9 protein-coding genes and 1 pseudogene are annotated in these 17,037 nt (G+C 74.4%); 9 read left to right on the top strand and 1 reads right to left on the bottom strand.

Translation table 11 applies throughout. The features are described 5' to 3' along the window. Positions 1-11: 11 nt before the first annotated feature. A complete protein-coding gene (locus RM555_RS03050; protein ID WP_311410333.1) occupies positions 12-1,016 on the bottom strand; it encodes a TauD/TfdA family dioxygenase in 1,005 nt (334 codons plus the stop codon). Positions 1,017-1,234: 218 nt separating this feature from the next. Between RM555_RS03050 and RM555_RS03045 the strand changes: the two genes are divergently transcribed. From RM555_RS03045 to RM555_RS03005, 9 genes and pseudogenes are all read left to right on the top strand, one after another. After that, the gene (locus RM555_RS03045) at positions 1,235-1,453 is read left to right on the top strand and encodes an MbtH family protein (protein ID WP_091630286.1); all 219 of its coding nucleotides are present in this window, start codon (positions 1,235-1,237) and stop codon (positions 1,451-1,453) included. A gap of 20 nt (positions 1,454-1,473) precedes the next feature. Continuing rightward, positions 1,474-3,261: pseudogene (locus RM555_RS03040) on the top strand (non-ribosomal peptide synthetase); the annotation flags it as partial. A gap of 92 nt (positions 3,262-3,353) precedes the next feature. Then, positions 3,354-9,818, top strand: coding sequence for a non-ribosomal peptide synthetase (locus RM555_RS03035; RefSeq protein ID WP_311410331.1), 6,465 nt, complete (start codon positions 3,354-3,356; stop codon positions 9,816-9,818). A 46-nt stretch (positions 9,819-9,864) separates the two neighbouring features. Then, a complete protein-coding gene (locus RM555_RS03030; RefSeq protein ID WP_311410330.1) occupies positions 9,865-11,142 on the top strand; it encodes an MFS transporter in 1,278 nt (425 codons plus the stop codon). Between the two features lie 2 nt (positions 11,143-11,144). Then, complete coding sequence (gene panD, locus RM555_RS03025) at positions 11,145-11,600, top strand: aspartate 1-decarboxylase (RefSeq protein WP_311410329.1); 456 nt, start codon at positions 11,145-11,147, stop codon at positions 11,598-11,600. After that, the gene (gene sbnA / locus RM555_RS03020; protein WP_311410328.1) at positions 11,587-12,603 is read left to right on the top strand and encodes a 2,3-diaminopropionate biosynthesis protein SbnA; all 1,017 of its coding nucleotides are present in this window, start codon (positions 11,587-11,589) and stop codon (positions 12,601-12,603) included. The genes panD and sbnA overlap by 14 nt, the downstream gene beginning before the upstream one ends. After that, positions 12,597-13,607 carry a 2,3-diaminopropionate biosynthesis protein SbnB gene (sbnB, locus tag RM555_RS03015; RefSeq protein ID WP_311410327.1) on the top strand — a complete coding sequence of 337 codons (1,011 nt, stop codon included), beginning with the start codon at positions 12,597-12,599 and terminating at the stop codon, positions 13,605-13,607. The genes sbnA and sbnB overlap by 7 nt, the downstream gene beginning before the upstream one ends. Then, complete coding sequence (locus RM555_RS03010; RefSeq protein ID WP_311410326.1) at positions 13,597-16,764, top strand: amino acid adenylation domain-containing protein; 3,168 nt, start codon at positions 13,597-13,599, stop codon at positions 16,762-16,764. The genes sbnB and RM555_RS03010 overlap by 11 nt, the downstream gene beginning before the upstream one ends. 63 nt (positions 16,765-16,827) lie before the next feature. Further along, the gene (locus tag RM555_RS03005) at positions 16,828-17,037 is read left to right on the top strand and encodes a response regulator transcription factor (RefSeq protein ID WP_121401277.1); all 210 of its coding nucleotides are present in this window, start codon (positions 16,828-16,830) and stop codon (positions 17,035-17,037) included.

Genomic DNA, 17,037 nt, shown 5'->3' with positions numbered 1-17,037 from the left:
ACCGCCGACGGTCACCCCGGGGTCGCGCCGGCCGCCGCGAGCGCCGCGCGGTACGGCTCGGCCATCGCCACGGCGATCCTGCGGTCGCCGGTGAACGGTTCCCGGGCGTGCGCGGCGAGCATGTTGTCCACCACCAGGACGTCGTCGCGCTGCCAGTCGAAGCGCCGCTGGGCGGACCGGTAGCAGTCCCGCAGGTGGGCCACCACGTCGTCGGGGATCCGCCCGCCGTCGCCGTAGTAGGTGTTCGTGGGCAGCTCGGTCTCGTCGAACAGTTCCCGCAGCCCGGCGCAGACCTCCTCGGCCAGCGTGGTCACGTGGAAGAAGGTCACGTGGTTGAACCAGAGCAGCTCACCGGTGCCGGGGTGCCGGTGCACGGCGTCGCGGCGGGCGCGGGTACGCAGCCCCGAGCCGGTCCACTCCACCTCGATGCCGCTGCGGGCGCAGTAGCGCGACACCTCGTCCCGGTCGTCGGTGTTGAACGCCCGCTGCCAGGGCACGCCGAAGCCCTCGTGGAAGTTGCGCACCACCAGCCAGCCCCGGGCGACGAACTCGGCGCACACCGCCGGGTCGATGCGCTGGCGCACCAGGCGGGTGTCGGCGAGCGGGGTGGCGCCCAGGGTGGCCGGCGTACGCAGGCAGTAGAAGTACAGCGCCATGGGCCAGTCGGCCTGGTAGGAGTTCTCGTTGTGCAGGAAGATCTCCTCGGCCGGCGGGAAGTCCGTCGAGGTGTAGACCCGCCCCTGGATCGTGCTGCGGGGCGACGAGCGCTCGGCGTAGTCCAGCGGCTCACCGGAGAGCGCACGGACCACCCCCTCGAAGCCGGCCACCCCACCGACGTCGAACCCGCGCAGCAGGACGGCCCCGTGCTCACGCAGCCGGGCCCGGATCGCGGCCCGGTCGGCGGCCAGCCGCCCGCCGATCGGCTCACCCGGCGCACCGGCGGTCAGGACGAACGGAAGCGGCTTCTCGGCCGGCCCGCGCGGCAGCGGCGGCACCGTCATCCGGGGCGTACTCATCGCTTCTCCTGTCGACCTCTGGGCTGCCGGTCACGCGGCACGGCTCAGCCTCTCCGCTGAGGCACAGGTCAGAAAGAGAATCCCCGGCAAGGCTCGTACGCGTTTTTCTGCCAGTTCTTCTCTACGTACGGCGATCGGCGTCCCGGCAGGGTGTGACCGGCAGTGGGACCAGTGTCGTGTCGTACGACACGGCTGCCCTTTCCCGAGGAGGAGCCGGCATGTCCGACGAGAACACCGATGAGCGCGCGTACCGGGTCGTGGTGAACGACGAGGAGCAGTACTCGATCTGGCTGGGCGACCGGGAGCTGCCGCTGGGGTGGCGCGCGGAGGGCACCGAGGGCACCCGCGAGGAGTGCCTGAAGCGGATCGACGAGGTGTGGACCGACATGCGCCCGCTCAGCCTGCGCCGGCGCATGGAGCAGGCGGCGGGCCGGTAGCCGTGACCGCCATGGCGAAGCTGACCGCGGCCGACGGGCACCGGGTCCCGACAGGGTGGAACGACACCGAGGTCGCGTACCCGACCGACCCGTGCCTGCACGAGCTGTTCGAGGAGCAGGTACGGCGTACCCCGGACGCGATCGCCGTGGTGTCCGACGAGCGGACCGTCCGCTACGCCGAGCTGGACCGCGAGGCCGACCGGCTCGCGCGGCGGCTGCGGGCGGCCGGGGTGCGCGCCGAGTCGGTGGTGGGCGTGTGCCTGCACCGGGGGGTCGACCTGGTGGTGGCGCTGCTGGGGGTGCTCAAGGCGGGCGGCGCCTACCTCCCGGTGGAACCGGACCAGCCGGCCGACCGGATCCGCTACCTGCTGACCGACTCGGAGGCGACGACGGTCGTCACCGGCCCGGGCGTCGACCACGAGCCGCTGGCCGCCGCCACCGGCGCCCCGATCCGGGTCGACGACGACCACCGGGGGCTGCCGGACGGCGACCCGGAGCCGGTCGTGGGTCCGGCCAACGCCGCCTACGTGATCTACACCTCCGGCTCCACCGGCCGCCCGAAGGGCGTGGTCGTGGAGCACCGCGCGATCGTCAACCGGGTGCGCTGGATGCCGGACGCCCTTGGCGCCGACGGCGGCGTGGTGCTCCAGAAGACGCCGTACGGCTTCGACGTCTCGGTGTGTGAGCTCTTCTCCCCGCTGACCACCGGGGCGACGCTGGTGACGGCCCGTCCCGGCGGGCACCGCGATCCGGCGTACCTGGCCCGGGTGGTGGCCGAACGGCAGGTCACCTCGATCCGGTTCGTGCCGTCGATGCTGCGCGCGTTCCTGGACGTGCTGCCCGCCGGCCGGACCAGCCTGCCGTCGATCCGGCGGGTGCTGTGCAGCGGAGAGGCGCTCCCCGCCGACCTGGTGGCCGCGGCGCACGACCGGCTCGACTGCGAGGTGGTCAACCTCTACGGGCCGACCGAAGCGGCGGTCGAGGTGACCAGCACCCGCTGCCTGCCCGGCGAGGCGGTGACCATCGGCCGGCCGGTGGTCAACACCCGCACGTACATCGTGGACGGCGAGCTGCGGCCGGTGCCGGTCGGTGAGCCCGGGGAACTCGTGCTCGCCGGGATCCAGCTCGCCCGGGGCTATCTCGGCCGGCCGGGACTGACCGCCGCCTGCTTCGTCCCCGACCCGTTCGCCGACCGGCCCGGACAGCGCATGTACCGCACCGGCGACCGGGCCCGGTACCTGCCGGACGGCAGCATCGAGTACCTGGGCCGGCGGGACCAGCAGGTGAAGATCAGGGGCTTCCGGATCGAGCTGGGCGAGATCGAGGCGGTGCTCGGCCAGCATCCCGCCGTCCGCGCCGCCGTGGTGGACGTGCACCACGGCGCGGTGGGCGGCCCGCAGCTCGTCGCGTACCTGCTGCCGGCCGGCACCGAGCCCGCCGACCACCGGGCGGTTCGCGCGTACCTGGCCGAGCGGGTGCCGGGGCACATGGTCCCGCAGAGCTGGGTGACGCTCGACGAGCTGCCCCTGACCGGCAGCGGGAAGGTCGACCGCCGGCGGCTGCCGGAGCCCGCCCCGGCCGGCCCGGTCGCCGACGGACCGACGGTGGCGCCGCGTACCCCCACCGAACGGGCGGTCGCCGAGGTGTGGGCCGAGGTGCTGGGCGTCGACCGCTGCGGGACACACGACGACTTCTTCGACCTCGGCGGTCACTCCCTGCTGGCCACCCAGGTCGTCGCGTTGCTGCACGAACGGTTCCCGGTCGACCTGCCGGTCAGCGCGGTCTTCGAGGCGCCGACCGTGGCGGAGCTGGCGACGGTGCTCCAGCGGGCCGTCGAGGAACGGGTGGCGGGGATGTCCGAGTCCGAATTGGAGACGATGTTGGCGCAGGTGGGCAAGGAATGACGACTCCCGAGGACCCGGCCCCGACCTCGACCGACGCCCGTCGTCGGGCGCTGGTGGAGGCGCTGCTGGCCGGGCGAACCCCGGACCGGTCGCCGGGCACCCCGAGTTCACCGCGGCCGACCGGCCCGCTGCCGCTGTCCTACCCGCAGCAGGGGGTGTGGCTGCTCGACCAGATCCGGCCCGGCGGCGCGGAGTACGTCGTGCCGTTCAGCTGGCGGTTGACCGGCCCGCTGGACCCGACGGCCCTCCGCGACGCCTGGCGGGAGGTCGTCCGGCGGCACGAGGTGCTGCGGACCCGCTACCGGGTCGTGGACGGCCGGCCGAGCCAGGTGGTCGGCCCGCCCGAGCCCGTCGAGCTGCCCGTGGTCGACCTGACCGGCTGCGCCCCGGCGCAGCGGCGGGAGCGGCTGGACTCGTTGATCCGGGACGAGGCGAACACCCCGTTCGACCTGGGTCGGGACGCGCCGCTGCGGGTCCGGCTGGTCCGGCTCGCCGAGGACGAGCACGTCATGGTGCTGGTCGCCCACCACATCGCGTTCGACGGCTGGTCGGTCGGCGTGCTGGCCCGGGAACTCGGCGCGCTCTACCCGGCGCTGGTCGCCGGCGAGCCGTCCCCGCTCACCCCGCCGCCGATCCAGTACGCGGACTTCGCGGTGCGGCAGCGGGACCGGGCGGCCGGCCTGACCGGGCAGCTCGACCACTGGCGCGACCGGCTGGCCGGCCTCACGCCGCTGGAGCTGCCGACCGACCGGCCCCGCCCGCCCGTGCAGGACCCCCGGGGCGCGACCCTGCCGTTCACCGTGCCGGCCGACCTCGGTCGCGCCCTCGCCTCGATCGGGCGGCGGCACCGGGCGACCCCGTTCATGGTGCTGCTGGCCGTGTTCCAGGTGCTGCTGGCCCGCTACACCGGGCAGACCGACGTCGCGGTGGGCACCCCGGTCGCCGGGCGTACCCGCCCCGAGGTCCAGGACCTGATCGGGTACTTCGTCAACACACTGGTGCTGCGCACCGACCTGTCCGGCGAGCCGACCTTCGTCGACGTGCTGGCCCGGGTCCGGGAAACGGTGCTGGACGCGCAGTCGCACCAGGACGTGCCGTTCGAGCGGATCGTGGACGCGCTGTCCCCGGAGCGGGACCTGTCGCGCAACCCGCTGTTCCAGACCATGTTCGTGATGCAGAACGCCACGGCGGCCGACTTCGCCGGGGCGGGGCTGCGCGCGCGGCAGGTGCCGACGCTCTGGCACACCGCCAAGTTCGACCTGACCGTGCAGGTGACCGAGGAGGCGGACGGCTCCTTCTCCGGGGTCGTCGAGTACGCGACGGCGTTGTTCGACGGCGCGACCGTGGAGCGGCTGGCCGGGCACTACCGGCGGCTGTTGACGGCCGTCGCCGCCGACCCGGACACCCCGGTCACCCGGCTGCCCATGCTCACCGACCCCGAGAGCGCCCAGCTCGCGGCCTGGAACGACACCGCCGTCGACCACCCCCGTCACACGCTGCTGCACCGGCTGATCGAGGCGCAGGTCGACGCCACCCCGGACGCGGTCGCCGTGCTCGACGAGCACGAGGAGCTGACGTACGCCCAGCTCGACGCCCGCGCCAACCAGCTCGCCCACCGGCTGATCGCCCTCGGCGCGGGACCCGAGCGGATCGTCGCCGTCAGCGCGCGACGCCGCGTCGCCCTCGCCGTGGCCCTCGTCGCCGTGCTCAAGACCGGCGCCGCCTACCTCCCGCTCGACCCCGGCCACCCCGTCGAGCGGCTGCGCTGGATGCTCGCCGACGCCGGCGACCCCGTCACCCTGGTCGACGCCCCGGACCAGCACGACTGGTCCCCCGGCCCACGGGTCCACCTCGACGACCCGACGCTCGCCGACGAACCCGCCGGACGACCCGGCGTCACCACCGACGACCGCAGCCCCGCCTACCTGATCTACACCTCGGGCTCCACCGGCCGCCCCAAGGGCGTCCTCGTCGACCACCGCGCCATCGTCAACCGGCTCCGCTGGATGCAGGACACCCACCGGCTCGACCACACCGACCGGATCCTGCAGAAGACCCCACACACCTTCGACGTCAGCGTGTGGGAGTTCTTCTGGCCCCTGACCACCGGCGCCACCCTCGTCATGGCCCGCCCCGACGGGCACCGCGACCCCGCCTACCTCGCCGAGACCATCGACCGGCGGCGGGTCACCACCGTCCACTTCGTCCCCTCCATGCTGCGCGCGTTCACCGCCCACCTCGCCGCCACCCGCACCGCCCTGCCCCACCTGCGCCGCGTCGTCTGCTCCGGCGAGGCGCTGCCCGACGACCTCGCCGCCGCCGTGCACGCCCACCTCGACGTCGAGCTGCACAACCTCTACGGACCCACCGAGGCCGCCGTCGACGTGACGGCCGCCCGCGTCCACCCCGGGCAGACCGTCACCATCGGCAGCCCCATCGCCAACACCGGCGCCCACATCCACGACCCCTGGGGCAACCCGGTCCCCGTCGGCGTACCGGGAGAACTCCTGCTCACCGGCGTGCAGCTGGCCCGCGGCTACCACCGCCGGCCGGCGCTCACCGCCACACGCTTCACCCCCACCGACGGCGGCCGGCGCGCCTACCGCACCGGCGACCAGGCCCGCTGGCGCCCGGACGGCACGATCGAGTACCTCGGCCGCCTCGACCACCAGGTCAAGATCCGCGGCAACCGCATCGAGCTCGGCGAGATCGAGGCCGCCCTCGCCGACCACCCCGGCGTCCGCGCCGCCGTCGTGCACCCGCACGGCCCCGGCGACGACCGGCAGCTCGTCGCCTACCTCGTCGCCGCCGACGGCCACCCCGTCGACGCCGACGCCCTGCGCACCCACCTGCGCGCGCGGTTGCCCGAGTACATGGTCCCCACCCACTGGGTCACGCTCACCGGACTCCCCCTGACCAGCAGCGGCAAGATCGACCGCAACGCGCTCCCCCCGCCCGGCACGCACGCCGCGCGCAGCGGCGGGCACACCCCACCGGCCACCCCCACCCAGCACCTGATCGTGGCCGCCTACGCCCGGGCCCTCGCCGGGAACGACGGACCGATCGGCATCCACGACCGCTTCTTCGACATCGGCGGCGACAGCATCCGCGCCATCCGGGTCGTCGGGAACCTCCGCGACCAGGGGCTCGACCTCACCGTCACGGACCTCTTCCGGTACCGGACGGTCGCCGAACTCGCCGCGGCCGTCGACGCCCGGGAGGGCGGGTTGCCGGCCGAGGCCACCCGCCTGGTGGACCGGTTCGCGCTCATCGGCGAGGAGGACCGGGCCCGGCTGCCCCAGGGCGTCGTCGACGCGTACCCGCTGTCGATGGCGCAGGCCGGCATGGCGTACGAGATGCTCGCCGACCCGACCGGCGAGTTGTACCTGAACAGCCTCTGCTACCCGGTCGAGGGCGAGGCGTTCTCGCTGCCCGCCCTGCGCGCCGCCGCCCGGCTGCTCGCCGCCCGGCACGAGATCCTGCGCGCCTCGATCGACCTGACCTCCTACCACGAGCCGCTCCAGCTCATCCACCCGAGCGCGGAGATCCGGGTCGGCCACACCGACCTGCGGGGTCTGCCGGCCGCCGAGGAGGAGAGCACGGTGGCCCGGCTGGTCGCCGAGGAGCGCCGGGACCGCTTCGACCTGGGCACGCCGTCGCTGCTGCGGCTGCACGCCTACCAACTGGCCGACGACCGGTGGCGACTGCTGGTCAGCTACAGCCACGCCATCCTGGACGGCTGGAGCCAGAACTCGCTGGTCCCGGAGCTGCTGGCGTACCACCGACGGATCCGGGACGGGCAGGACCCGCAGCCCGCCCCGGTGCCGGCCGTCCGGTTCGCCGACGCGGTGGCGCTCGAACGCCGCGCGGTGGCCGCCGGGGTGGACCGGGAGTTCTGGGCGTCGCGGGTACGGACCCACGAGCGGCTCGGCATCCCGGCGACGTGGGCGGGTGAAGGTGCCCGGTACCGGGCGGCGCGGCTGCCCTTCGCCGACCTGATGCCGGGGCTGCGGGAGCTGGCCCGGACGGCGGACGTACCGCTGAAGAGCCTGCTGTTCACCGCGCACCTGGCCGTGCTGGGCGTCGTGACCGGGCAGCGGCGCTTCCACAGCGGGCTGGTCTGCAACGGACGGCCCGAGCTGACCGACGGCGACCAGGTGCGGGGCATGTTCCTCAACACCGTGCCGTTCGCGGTGGAGCTGACCGCGTCGACCTGGGCCGAGCAGGCCCGCCGCGTCTTCGCCGGGGAGGTCGCGCTCTGGCCGCACCGGCACTACCCGCTGCCGGCGATGCAACGCGAGTGGGGCGGGCAGAAGCCGCTGGTGGACGTCTTCTTCAACTACACCGACATGCACGTGCTCGACCTCGACGGCATCGACCGGTCGGCGATCACCGACACCACCCCGAACGAGTTCGGCCTCTCGGTGTCCAGCGAGCCCGGTCAGCTGATCATCGAGGCCGGCACCGACCGGATCTCCGACGGGTACCTGGACCTGCTCACCCGGACCTACCGGCGGGTGCTGGAGGCGATGGTCGCCGACCCGTCGGGAGACCCGCGCCGGTGCGGGCTGCCGGAGCCCGACCGGCGCGCCCTGCTCGGCCTCGGCGCCGGCGCGGCGCTGCCGGTCCCGGACGGGACGCTGCCCGAGTGGGTCGCCCGGCAGGTGGCGGCCACCCCGGACGCGGACGCGGTGGTCTTCGGCGCCGACGTGCTCAGCTACGCCGAGCTGGACCGCCGGAGCAACCGCCTCGCCCACCACCTGCGGGAGCTGGGCGTCGGGCCGGGGACGCTGGTCGGGGTGCACCTGGACCGCAGCGCGGACCTGGTCGTGGCGTTCCTCGCGGTGCTGGCCGCCGGTGGCGCGTACCTGCCGCTGGACCCGGACTACCCGGCGCAGCGGACCGCCTTCATGCTGGCGGACGCCGGCGCGCAGGTGATGGTGACCGGGACCGCGCTGGCCGGGCGGCTGGACACCGCCGGGATCCGGACCGTGCTGCTGGACGCCGAGCGGGCGGCGATCGCCACCCGTCCCGAGCGGCGGCTGCCCGACCGGCCGTCGGCCGACGACCTGGCGTACGTCATCTACACCTCGGGATCGACCGGCACCCCGAAGGGGGTGATGATCAGCCACCGGGGGCTGGGCAACTTCCTCGCCGCGATGCGGCACCGGCCGGGTCTGCCGGCGGGGGCCACCGTGGTGGGCCTGACCACCGTGTCGTTCGACCCCTCGGTGCTGGAGCTGTACCTGCCGCTGCTGGTCGGCGGCCGGGTGGTGATCGCCGACGCGGAGCAGACCCGCGACCCGCAGCGGATGGCAGAGCTGATCGACCGCGCCGGGCCGGCGGTGCTCCAGGCCACCCCCGTGACGTACCGGATGCTGCTGGACTCCGGCTGGTCCGCACCGCCGGGTGCGACCGTGCTCTGCGGCGGCGAGAAGCTGCCGACCGAGCTGGCGGTGCGACTCGCGTCGACCGGGGCCACCGTGTGGGACATCTACGGGCCGACCGAGACCACGGTCTGGTCCACCACGACCCGGCTGGCCCCGGACGGCCGACCCGTCGACTTCGGCATGGCCCCGAACGCCGGGCTGCACATCCTGGACGAGCGGCTGGAGCCGGTACCGGTGGGCGTCCCCGGTGAGATCCACATCGGCGGGGACGGGGTGGCCTGGGGCTACCGCGCCCGACCCGCCCTCACGGCGGAGAAGTTCGTTCCCGACCCGCACGCCGGGGCGCCGGGCGCGCGCATGTACCGCACCGGTGACCTGGCCCGCTGGCACGCCGACGGGCACCTGGAGATCCTCGGCCGCGTCGACCACCAGGTGAAGATCCGGGGACACCGGATCGAACCGGCCGAGGTCGAGGCGGCGCTGCTGGCCCACGAGCACGTCCGGGCCGCCGTGGTGCACCCGCAGCGGTACGGCGGGGAGCAGGAACTGGTCGCGTACCTGGTCGGCGGGGGGCGGCACCCGGTACCGACCGGCGAACAGCTGCGCGAGTTCCTGCTCCGTACGCTGCCGGACTACCTGTGCCCGGCCGCCTACGTGACGCTGGACGCCTTCCCGCTCACCCCGACCGGCAAGATCGACCGCAACGCCCTGCCGGTGCCGCGACCCGGTGCCGGCGGGCGGCGGGAACCCGCGCGGGTGGCGCCGCGTACCGCCGACGAGCGGACCGTCGCGCAGGTGTGGGGCGAGGTGCTCGGCACCGGCGAGGTGGGCGTGCACGAGAACTTCTTCCAGGTCGGCGGGCATTCGCTGCTGGCCACCCGGGTCGCGGTCCGGCTGCGGGACCTGCTCCGCGTCGACGTGCCGGTCCGGGCCCTGTTCGACCACCCGACCGTCGCCCGGCTGGTCGGGGCGCTGCCCGGCTACCCGAAGCTGGACGACCGGCCGGCGGTCCCCAGGCTGACCGCCCGGAGCCGGCTGGCCGACGTCGCCGCCCGCCGGGGTGCCCGGTGACCGCGCGCGGGGGCCCCGCCGGTCGCCGCCGGATCGGTGGCGACCGGTGAGCCGGGTCGGCGCTCCGGTCGCCGGGGAGCGGATCCCGCCGCTGCACCGCAACCGGGACTTCCTGCTGCTGTGGAGCGGGTCGGCGGTCTCCATGCTCGGCTCGACCGCGTCGCTGGTGGCGTACCCGCTGCTGGTGCTGGCGCTGACCGGCTCGCCGGGCGCCGCCGGCCTGGCCGGTTTCGTGGCGCTGCTGCCGACGCTGCTGTTCCAGCTGCCGGCCGGGGCGCTGGTGGACCGGTGGGACCGCAAGCGGGTGATGATCTGGTGCGACGTGCTGCGGGCCCTGGGGGTGGGCAGCATCGTGGCGGCGATCGCCGTCGACGAGCTGCACCTGTGGCACGTGCTGGCCGTCGGTTTCGTCGAGGGGACGCTGTCGGTCGGGTACGAGCTGGCGGCCGGTGCCGCGATCCCGAACGTGGTGCACCCGAGCCAGGTGACCACGGCGCTGTCGCGCAACGAGGCCCGTGAGCGGGCCGCGGTGATGGCCGGCACCCCGCTCGGCGGCGCGCTGTTCGGGCTGGGGCGGATCTGGCCGTTCGTGCTGGACACCGTCTCCTACCTGGTCTCCCTGCTGACGCTGCTGTTCATCCGCCGCGACTTCCAGGCCGCACCGGGCGACGCGACCGACCCCGACACCCGTCCCGGGAAGCTGGCCGCCGACCTCACGCACGGGCTGCGGTGGTTGTGGGGGCAGCCGTTCCTGCGCACGGCCACCCTGCTCGTCGCCGGCAGTAACCTGCTGTTCCGCGTCCTGTTCCTGATCATCATCGTGGCGTTCGAGGCCGCCGGGGCGGCCCCGGCCGCCATCGGCCTGCTGCTCGGTGTGGCCGGCACCAGCGGGGTGCTCGGCTCGCTGGTGGCGACGTGGTGCGCCGGGCGGTTCCCGATGCGCGCGATCGTCATCGCCGCGAACTGGGTGTGGGCGCTGATGACCTGCGTCATCGCCCTCACCGACGACCGCTACCTGATCGGCGCCGCGTACGCCCTGATGTGGTTCGTGGGGCCGATCTGGAACGTGGCGGTCGCCGGGTACCAGATGGCCATCACCCCCGACCGCATCCAGGGCCGGGTGCTCAGCGCGGTCAGCCTGCTGGCCAACGGCGCGGTCGCGCTCGGTTCCCTGGTCGGCGGCTACCTGCTGGAGTCGCTCGGGCCGGCATCCGCCGCGTGGTCGATGGCCGTCTGGATGGTCCTGCTCGCCGCTCTGGCGACGCTCAGCCGCTCGATACGTCGAGCGGGCTTTCTGCCGATCGAGCCCTCAAGGAGGAGCTGAAGGTGTTGCGCACCATACTCAAGTCGAAGATCCACCGCGCGGTGGTCACCCAGGCCGACCTGCACTACGTCGGCTCGCTGACCATCGACGAGGATCTGATGGACGCCGCCGACCTGCTCGCCGGCGAGCAGGTGCACGTGGTGGACATCAACAACGGCGCCCGCCTGGAGACGTACGTCATCGCCGGCAGGCGCGGCAGCGGGGTCATCGGGATCAACGGGGCCGCCGCCCGGCTGATCCATCCCGGCGACCTGGTCATCATCATCAGCTACGCGGCGATGGCCGACCCGGACGCCAAGGGGTACTCGCCCCGGGTCGTGATGGTGGACGAGGGCAACCGGATGCTCGGCACCACCGACGACCCGGCCGAGGCGATCCCCGGCACCGCGACCGTTCCCGGTAACACCCTGCGGGCCGCTACGGATCCCCGTAGCGGGAGTGAACATGCGGGCCGATGAGACCGACGTCGGCGGGGTGCTGACCACGATCGGCGGCTCCCCGCTGGTCCGGCTCGACAAGCTCATGCCGGACGCCTCGTTCACCCTCTGGGCGAAGCTGGAGGCGCACAACCCGGGCGGCAGCATCAAGGACCGCTCGGCGTTGGGCATGCTGATCGACCGGCTGCGGGCCGGGCAGCTGCAACCCGGCCGGTCGGTGGTGGTCGAGTCCAGTTCGGGCAATCTCGGCATCGGGCTGGCCCAGGTGTGCCGCTACTTCGGCATCCGGTTCATCTGCGTGGTGGACCCCCGCACGAACGCGCAGAACATCGCGGTCATGCGCGCGTTCGACGCCGAGGTGGAGGTGGTGACCCGCACCGACCCGGCCACGGGCGAGTACCTGCCGCAGCGCATCCGCCGGGTCCAGGAGCTGGTCGCGACCATCCCGAACGCCTGGTGGCCGGACCAGTACGGCAACCCGTTGAATCCCCGCGCCCACGAGACCACCATGCGGGAGATCGTCGAGGGGGTGCCCACCCCGTTGGACTTCCTGTTCTGCGCGACCAGTTCCTGCGGCACGTTGCGCGGCTGTGCCGACTACGCGCGCCGGCACGAGCTGGCGCTGACCATCGTCGCGGTGGACGCCGCCGGCAGCGCGATCTTCGGTGACCACCCCCCACGCAAGCGGCTCATCCCCGGCCACGGCGCGGGGGTCCGGCCGAAGCTCTACCGGGACGGGCTGGCCGACAAGGTGATGCACGTCGACGACCTGGACTGTGTGGTCGGCTGCCGCCGGCTGGCCCGCCGGGAGGCCATCCTCGCCGGTGGTTCGTCCGGCGCGGTGGTGGCCGCCCTGGAGCAGTTTCGCGACCTGATCCCGGCCGGCGCGACCTGCGCGCTGATCTTTCCCGACCGGGGTGAGCGTTACCTGAACACGATCTACGACGACGACTGGGTGACCGGGCACTTCGGCGACGTCACCCACCTGTGGAGGGACCGGATGATGGACGTGCCGCCATGCTGATCGTGTCCGCCGGCGAGGTCCGGCAGATCCTGGCCGACCGGGAGGACGCCGTCCTGGACGCGGTCCGCCGCGCCTACGTCCTGCACGCGCGGGGGCGCACCGTGCTGCCGCACTCGGTGTTCCTGCGGTTCCCGGAGGACGCCCGCAACCGGATCATCGGACTGCCCGCGTACCTGGGCGACGACTCCCCGGTCGCCGGCATGAAGTGGATCTCGTCGTTCCCCGGCAACGTCGACCGGGGGCTGGCCCGCGCCTCCGCCGCGATCGTCGTGAACTCGATGACCGACGGCCACCCGGTCGCCCTGATCGAGGGCTCCACGATCTCCGCCCGCCGGACGGCAGCCAGCGCCGCCCTGGCCGCCGGCGCCCTCGCCCCGCCGGCCGGCGGCGTCTCCCTGATCGGCTGCGGCGTGATCAACTTCGAGGTGCTGCGGTTCCTCCGCGCGGCGCTGCCCGGCCTGACGGAGGTGACCGTCTTCGATCTGGACGCCGGGCGGGCCGCCGCGTTCGCCCGGCGCTGCGCGCGGTGGGACCTGAAGGTGCGCGTCGCCGGCGGCGTCGAGGAGGCGCTCGGCGCCCACCCGCTGGTCTGCCTGGCCACGACGGCGGGCGTACCGCACCTGGGGCTGGCGCACTGCCGGCCGGGGGCACTCGTGCTGCACCTGTCGCTGCGGGACATCTTCCCGGCGGACATCCGCGCCGCGGTCAACGTCGTCAACGTCGTCGACGACGCCGACCACGTCTGCCGGGCGGCCACCTCGCTGCACCTGGCGGAGCAGGAGACCGGCAACCGCGACTTCATCGCCGCCGGCATCGGCGAAATCCTGGACGGGGCCGGCTGGCGGCACGACCCGGAGCGGGTCACCGTCTACTCGCCGTTCGGCCTGGGCGTGCTCGACCTCGCCGTGGCCGAGCTGGTGCGGCGGGCCGCGGAACGCGACGGCGTCGGCACCCGGCTGCCGGACTTCCTGACCGCCCCGCCGGAGGACCCGGATGCCGACTGAGCCGGGCGTCGCACCGTGGAACGACACGGCCCGGAGCTACCCGGGACAGCCGGCCCTGCACGAGCTGGTGCACGGGCAGGCGGCGCGCACCCCGGCCGCCGTGGCGGTGGTCACCGGACGGGAGCAGCTCAGCTACGCCGAACTGGTGGGGCGGGCCGACCGGCTCGCCGACCTGCTGGTCGCGCGGGGCGTCGGCCCGGAGTCCCGGGTCGGGGTGTGCCTGCACCGGGGCGGCGACCTGGTGGTGGCCCTGCTCGGCGTCCTCACCGCCGGAGCCGCCTACGTGCCGCTGGACCCGGAGCATCCGGCCCGGCGGACCGCCCTCCTGGTGGCCGACGCGGGGCTGGACACCGTGGTGACCGACCCGGGCCTGCCGGCCCTCGCCGAGGCGGGCCGGACCGTCGCCACCGTGTCGCCGGGCCGGGAGACCCCCGGGTGGCCGGCGCGGGCACCGCGGGTCACCGTCGACGCGGATCATCCGGCGTACGTCATCTACACCTCCGGGTCCACCGGCCGGCCCAAGGGCGTGGTGATCCCGCACCGCGCCATCGTCAACCGGGTCCGCTGGGGGCTGGACGCGCATCCGCTGGGCCCCGACGACCGGGTGCTCCAGAAGACCCCGTACGGCTTCGACGTCTCGGTGCCGGAGATCTTCGGCACCCTGGCCGCCGGCGCGCGGCTGGTGATGGCCCGCCCCGGCGGACACCGCGACCCGGCCCACCTGATCGACACGATCCGCCGGTACGGGATCACCGCGATCCACTTCGTACCGTCGATGCTGCGGGCGTTCCTCGCCGAGGTCCGCGACACCGGCGCCCGCCTGCCCACCCTGCGCCGGATCGTCTGCAGCGGCGAGGAGCTGACCGGCGACCTGGTCACCGAGGCCGACGAGCTGATCGGCTGCGAGCTGCTCAACCTCTACGGCCCGACCGAGGCGGCGGTGGAGGTGACCGGGTCGCGCTGCCGGGCGGGTGAGCCGGTCAGCATCGGCCACGCGGTGGCGAACACCCGCACCCACATCCTGGACGAGCGCGGCGCAGCGGCGGAGGTCGGCGAACTCTGCCTGGCCGGCGTGCAGCTCGCCCGGGGCTACCTGGGCCGGCCCGGGCTGACGGCCGAGAGGTTCGTCCCCGACCCGTTCGGCCCGCCCGGCTCCCGGCTGTACCGCACCGGGGACCTGGCCCGGCGGCGGCCCGACGGGGCCGTGGACTACCTGGGCCGGATCGACCACCAGGTCAAGATCCGGGGCCACCGGGTCGAGCTGGGTGAGATCGACGCGGCGCTGCGTACCGTGCCGGGCGTGCGGGCCGCCGCCACCGCCGTGCACGCCGGGCAGCTCGTCGGGTACGTGGTGGCCGGCACCGTCCCCGGCGTCCGGGTGCTCCGGGCCCACCTCACCGAACGGCTGCCCGGGCACATGGTCCCGTCGGCGTTCGTGGCCGTGCCGGCGTTGCCGGTCGGGCCGAGCGGCAAACTGGACCGGGCGGCCCTGCCCGCGCCCGACGGGCACCGGCTCGCCGACGGGGAGCGGGTCGAGCCGCGTACCGACGACGAGCGCCGGCTCGCCGGCATCTGGGCCGAGGTGCTCGGCGCCGGGCCGGTCGGGGTGCACGACACCTTCGTGGAGCTGGGCGGCGACTCGCTGGCTGCCGCCCGGGTCTGCTCCCGCCTGCGCCACCTGTGGGGCCGCTCGCTCTCCCCCGCCGACGTGCTCACCGCCACCGTGGCCGACCTCGTCGGGGCCGGCCGGGCGGCGGCCGGCCCCGGTGCCGCAGCCGGGGAAAGCCAGCCGCCGGGCGCACCGGACGTCGACACCCACCGGCCGGCCACCGGGGCGCTCAGCGCCGCCCAGCACCGGATCTGGTTCGCCGACCAGCTCGATCCGGGATCGACCACCTACACGATCACGGAGTCCTACCACCTGCGCGGACCGGTCGACGTCGACGCGCTGCGCGCCGCCCTGGCGGACACGGTGCGCCGGCACCCGGCCCTGCGGACCACCTTCCGGTCCCGGCGCGGCGTGCCGTACGCGGAGGTCGGGGCGGACGCCCGGGTGCCGATCGAGGCGCGCACCGTGGCCGACGCCGCCGAGGCGCGGGTGGCCGTCGAGCGGCTCGCCGCCGTGCCGTTCGCGCTCGCCGAGGGGCCGCTGCTCCGGGTCACCCTGCTGCGGCTGGCCCCCGAGGAGCACGTCCTGGCCGCCACCGTCCACCACATCGTCGCCGACGACTGGTCGATGGACGTGCTGTGGCGCGACCTCTGCCAGGCGTACGCGCGGCGCCGCCGGGGCGACACGGCGGCCGTCGACCCGCTGCCGCCGGCCCCGCTGCCCGCGACCGATCCGGCCGACCTCGACTACTGGCGTCGGCACCTCGCCGGCGCGCCGCCCGCCCTGGATCTCCCGACCGACCTGCCCCGACCGGCGCGGCTGCGGCAGAGCGGGGCCAGCGTCCGGTTCGACCTGTCGGCGGAGACCACCGCCGCGGTGCGGACGCTGGCCCGGGCCACCAACTCGACCCCGTTCATGGTGCTGCTCACCGCGTTCACCGCGCTGATCGGGCAGCTCGCCGGCCGCGACGACCTGGTGGTCGGCACGTTCGCCGCGAGCCGCGACACGGAGGCGGCGGAGAACGGGATCGGGATGTTCGCCAACACCCTCGCCCTGCGCGTGCCCTGCCCGCCCGAGGCGGCCTTCACCAACCTGCTGCTGCGGGTACGTGACGTGGCGCTGGCCGGGTACCGGCACCAGGGGTTCCCCTTCGACCGGCTGGTGACGGCGCTGCGTCCGAAGCGCGACCTGGGCCGCAACCCGCTGGTCCAGGTCGCCTTCCAGACTCTCGGTGACCTGACCGGTCGGCTCCGGCTGCCCGGGGTGACCGCCGAGCCGTTCCGGCACGGTCAGGGCGGTTCCCCCTTCGACCTGCTGCTCACCGTGCGGGGGGAAGGAACGCGGCTGACCGGGTGCCTCCAGTACCACGACGACCTGTTCACCGCCGATCGGGCCGCTTCGTTCGCCGCCGGCTTCAGCGGGATCCTCGCCGCGGCGGTCCGTCGTCCCGAGGAGGCGGTCGGGCGGTTGGCCCGGCAGTGGGTCGTGGGCGCTGGTGCGGAAAATGCGGGGGCGGCGGCCGGCAATCTGGGTGCGGCGGCCCGATGAGCGGGCGACGGGCCGTTCCTAGCCTGGGTCGGTAGTCACCACCACACGGCCCAGGAGACGATCATGAGGAACGCGTCGAAGCCCGTACTCACCGCCCAGCAGCTCCGGGTGCTCGAACTCGTCGCCGAGGGGTACGACAACGCGGGGATCGCGCGGGAACTGCGCTGCTCCCCACACAGCGTGAAGAACATGATCTACGACCTCATGGCCCGGTTGCAGGTCTCCAACCGGGTCCACGCGACCGCGTACGCCATCCGGCACGGGCTGATCTGA

It is taken from the genome of Micromonospora reichwaldensis, assembly GCF_031845925.1.
Lineage (GTDB): Bacteria > Actinomycetota > Actinomycetes > Mycobacteriales > Micromonosporaceae > Micromonospora > Micromonospora reichwaldensis.
Note: the sequence above shows the minus strand (reverse complement) of the source record. Positions and strands in the feature narration are given on the sequence as shown.

What these genes read in the sequence shown, in the direction of transcription:
- sbnB (WP_311410327.1), top strand. Translation starts at nt 12,597, where the DNA reads ATGCTGATCGTGTCCGCCGGCGAGGTCCGGCAGATCCTGGCCGACCGG.
- sbnA (WP_311410328.1), top strand. Translation starts at nt 11,587, where the DNA reads ATGCGGGCCGATGAGACCGACGTCGGCGGGGTGCTGACCACGATCGGC.
- RM555_RS03035 (WP_311410331.1), top strand. Translation starts at nt 3,354, where the DNA reads ATGACGACTCCCGAGGACCCGGCCCCGACCTCGACCGACGCCCGTCGT.
- RM555_RS03005 (WP_121401277.1), top strand. Translation starts at nt 16,828, where the DNA reads ATGAGGAACGCGTCGAAGCCCGTACTCACCGCCCAGCAGCTCCGGGTG.
- RM555_RS03045 (WP_091630286.1), top strand. Translation starts at nt 1,235, where the DNA reads ATGTCCGACGAGAACACCGATGAGCGCGCGTACCGGGTCGTGGTGAAC.
- RM555_RS03010 (WP_311410326.1), top strand. Translation starts at nt 13,597, where the DNA reads ATGCCGACTGAGCCGGGCGTCGCACCGTGGAACGACACGGCCCGGAGC.
- RM555_RS03050 (WP_311410333.1), bottom strand. Translation starts at nt 1,016, where the DNA reads ATGAGTACGCCCCGGATGACGGTGCCGCCGCTGCCGCGCGGGCCGGCC.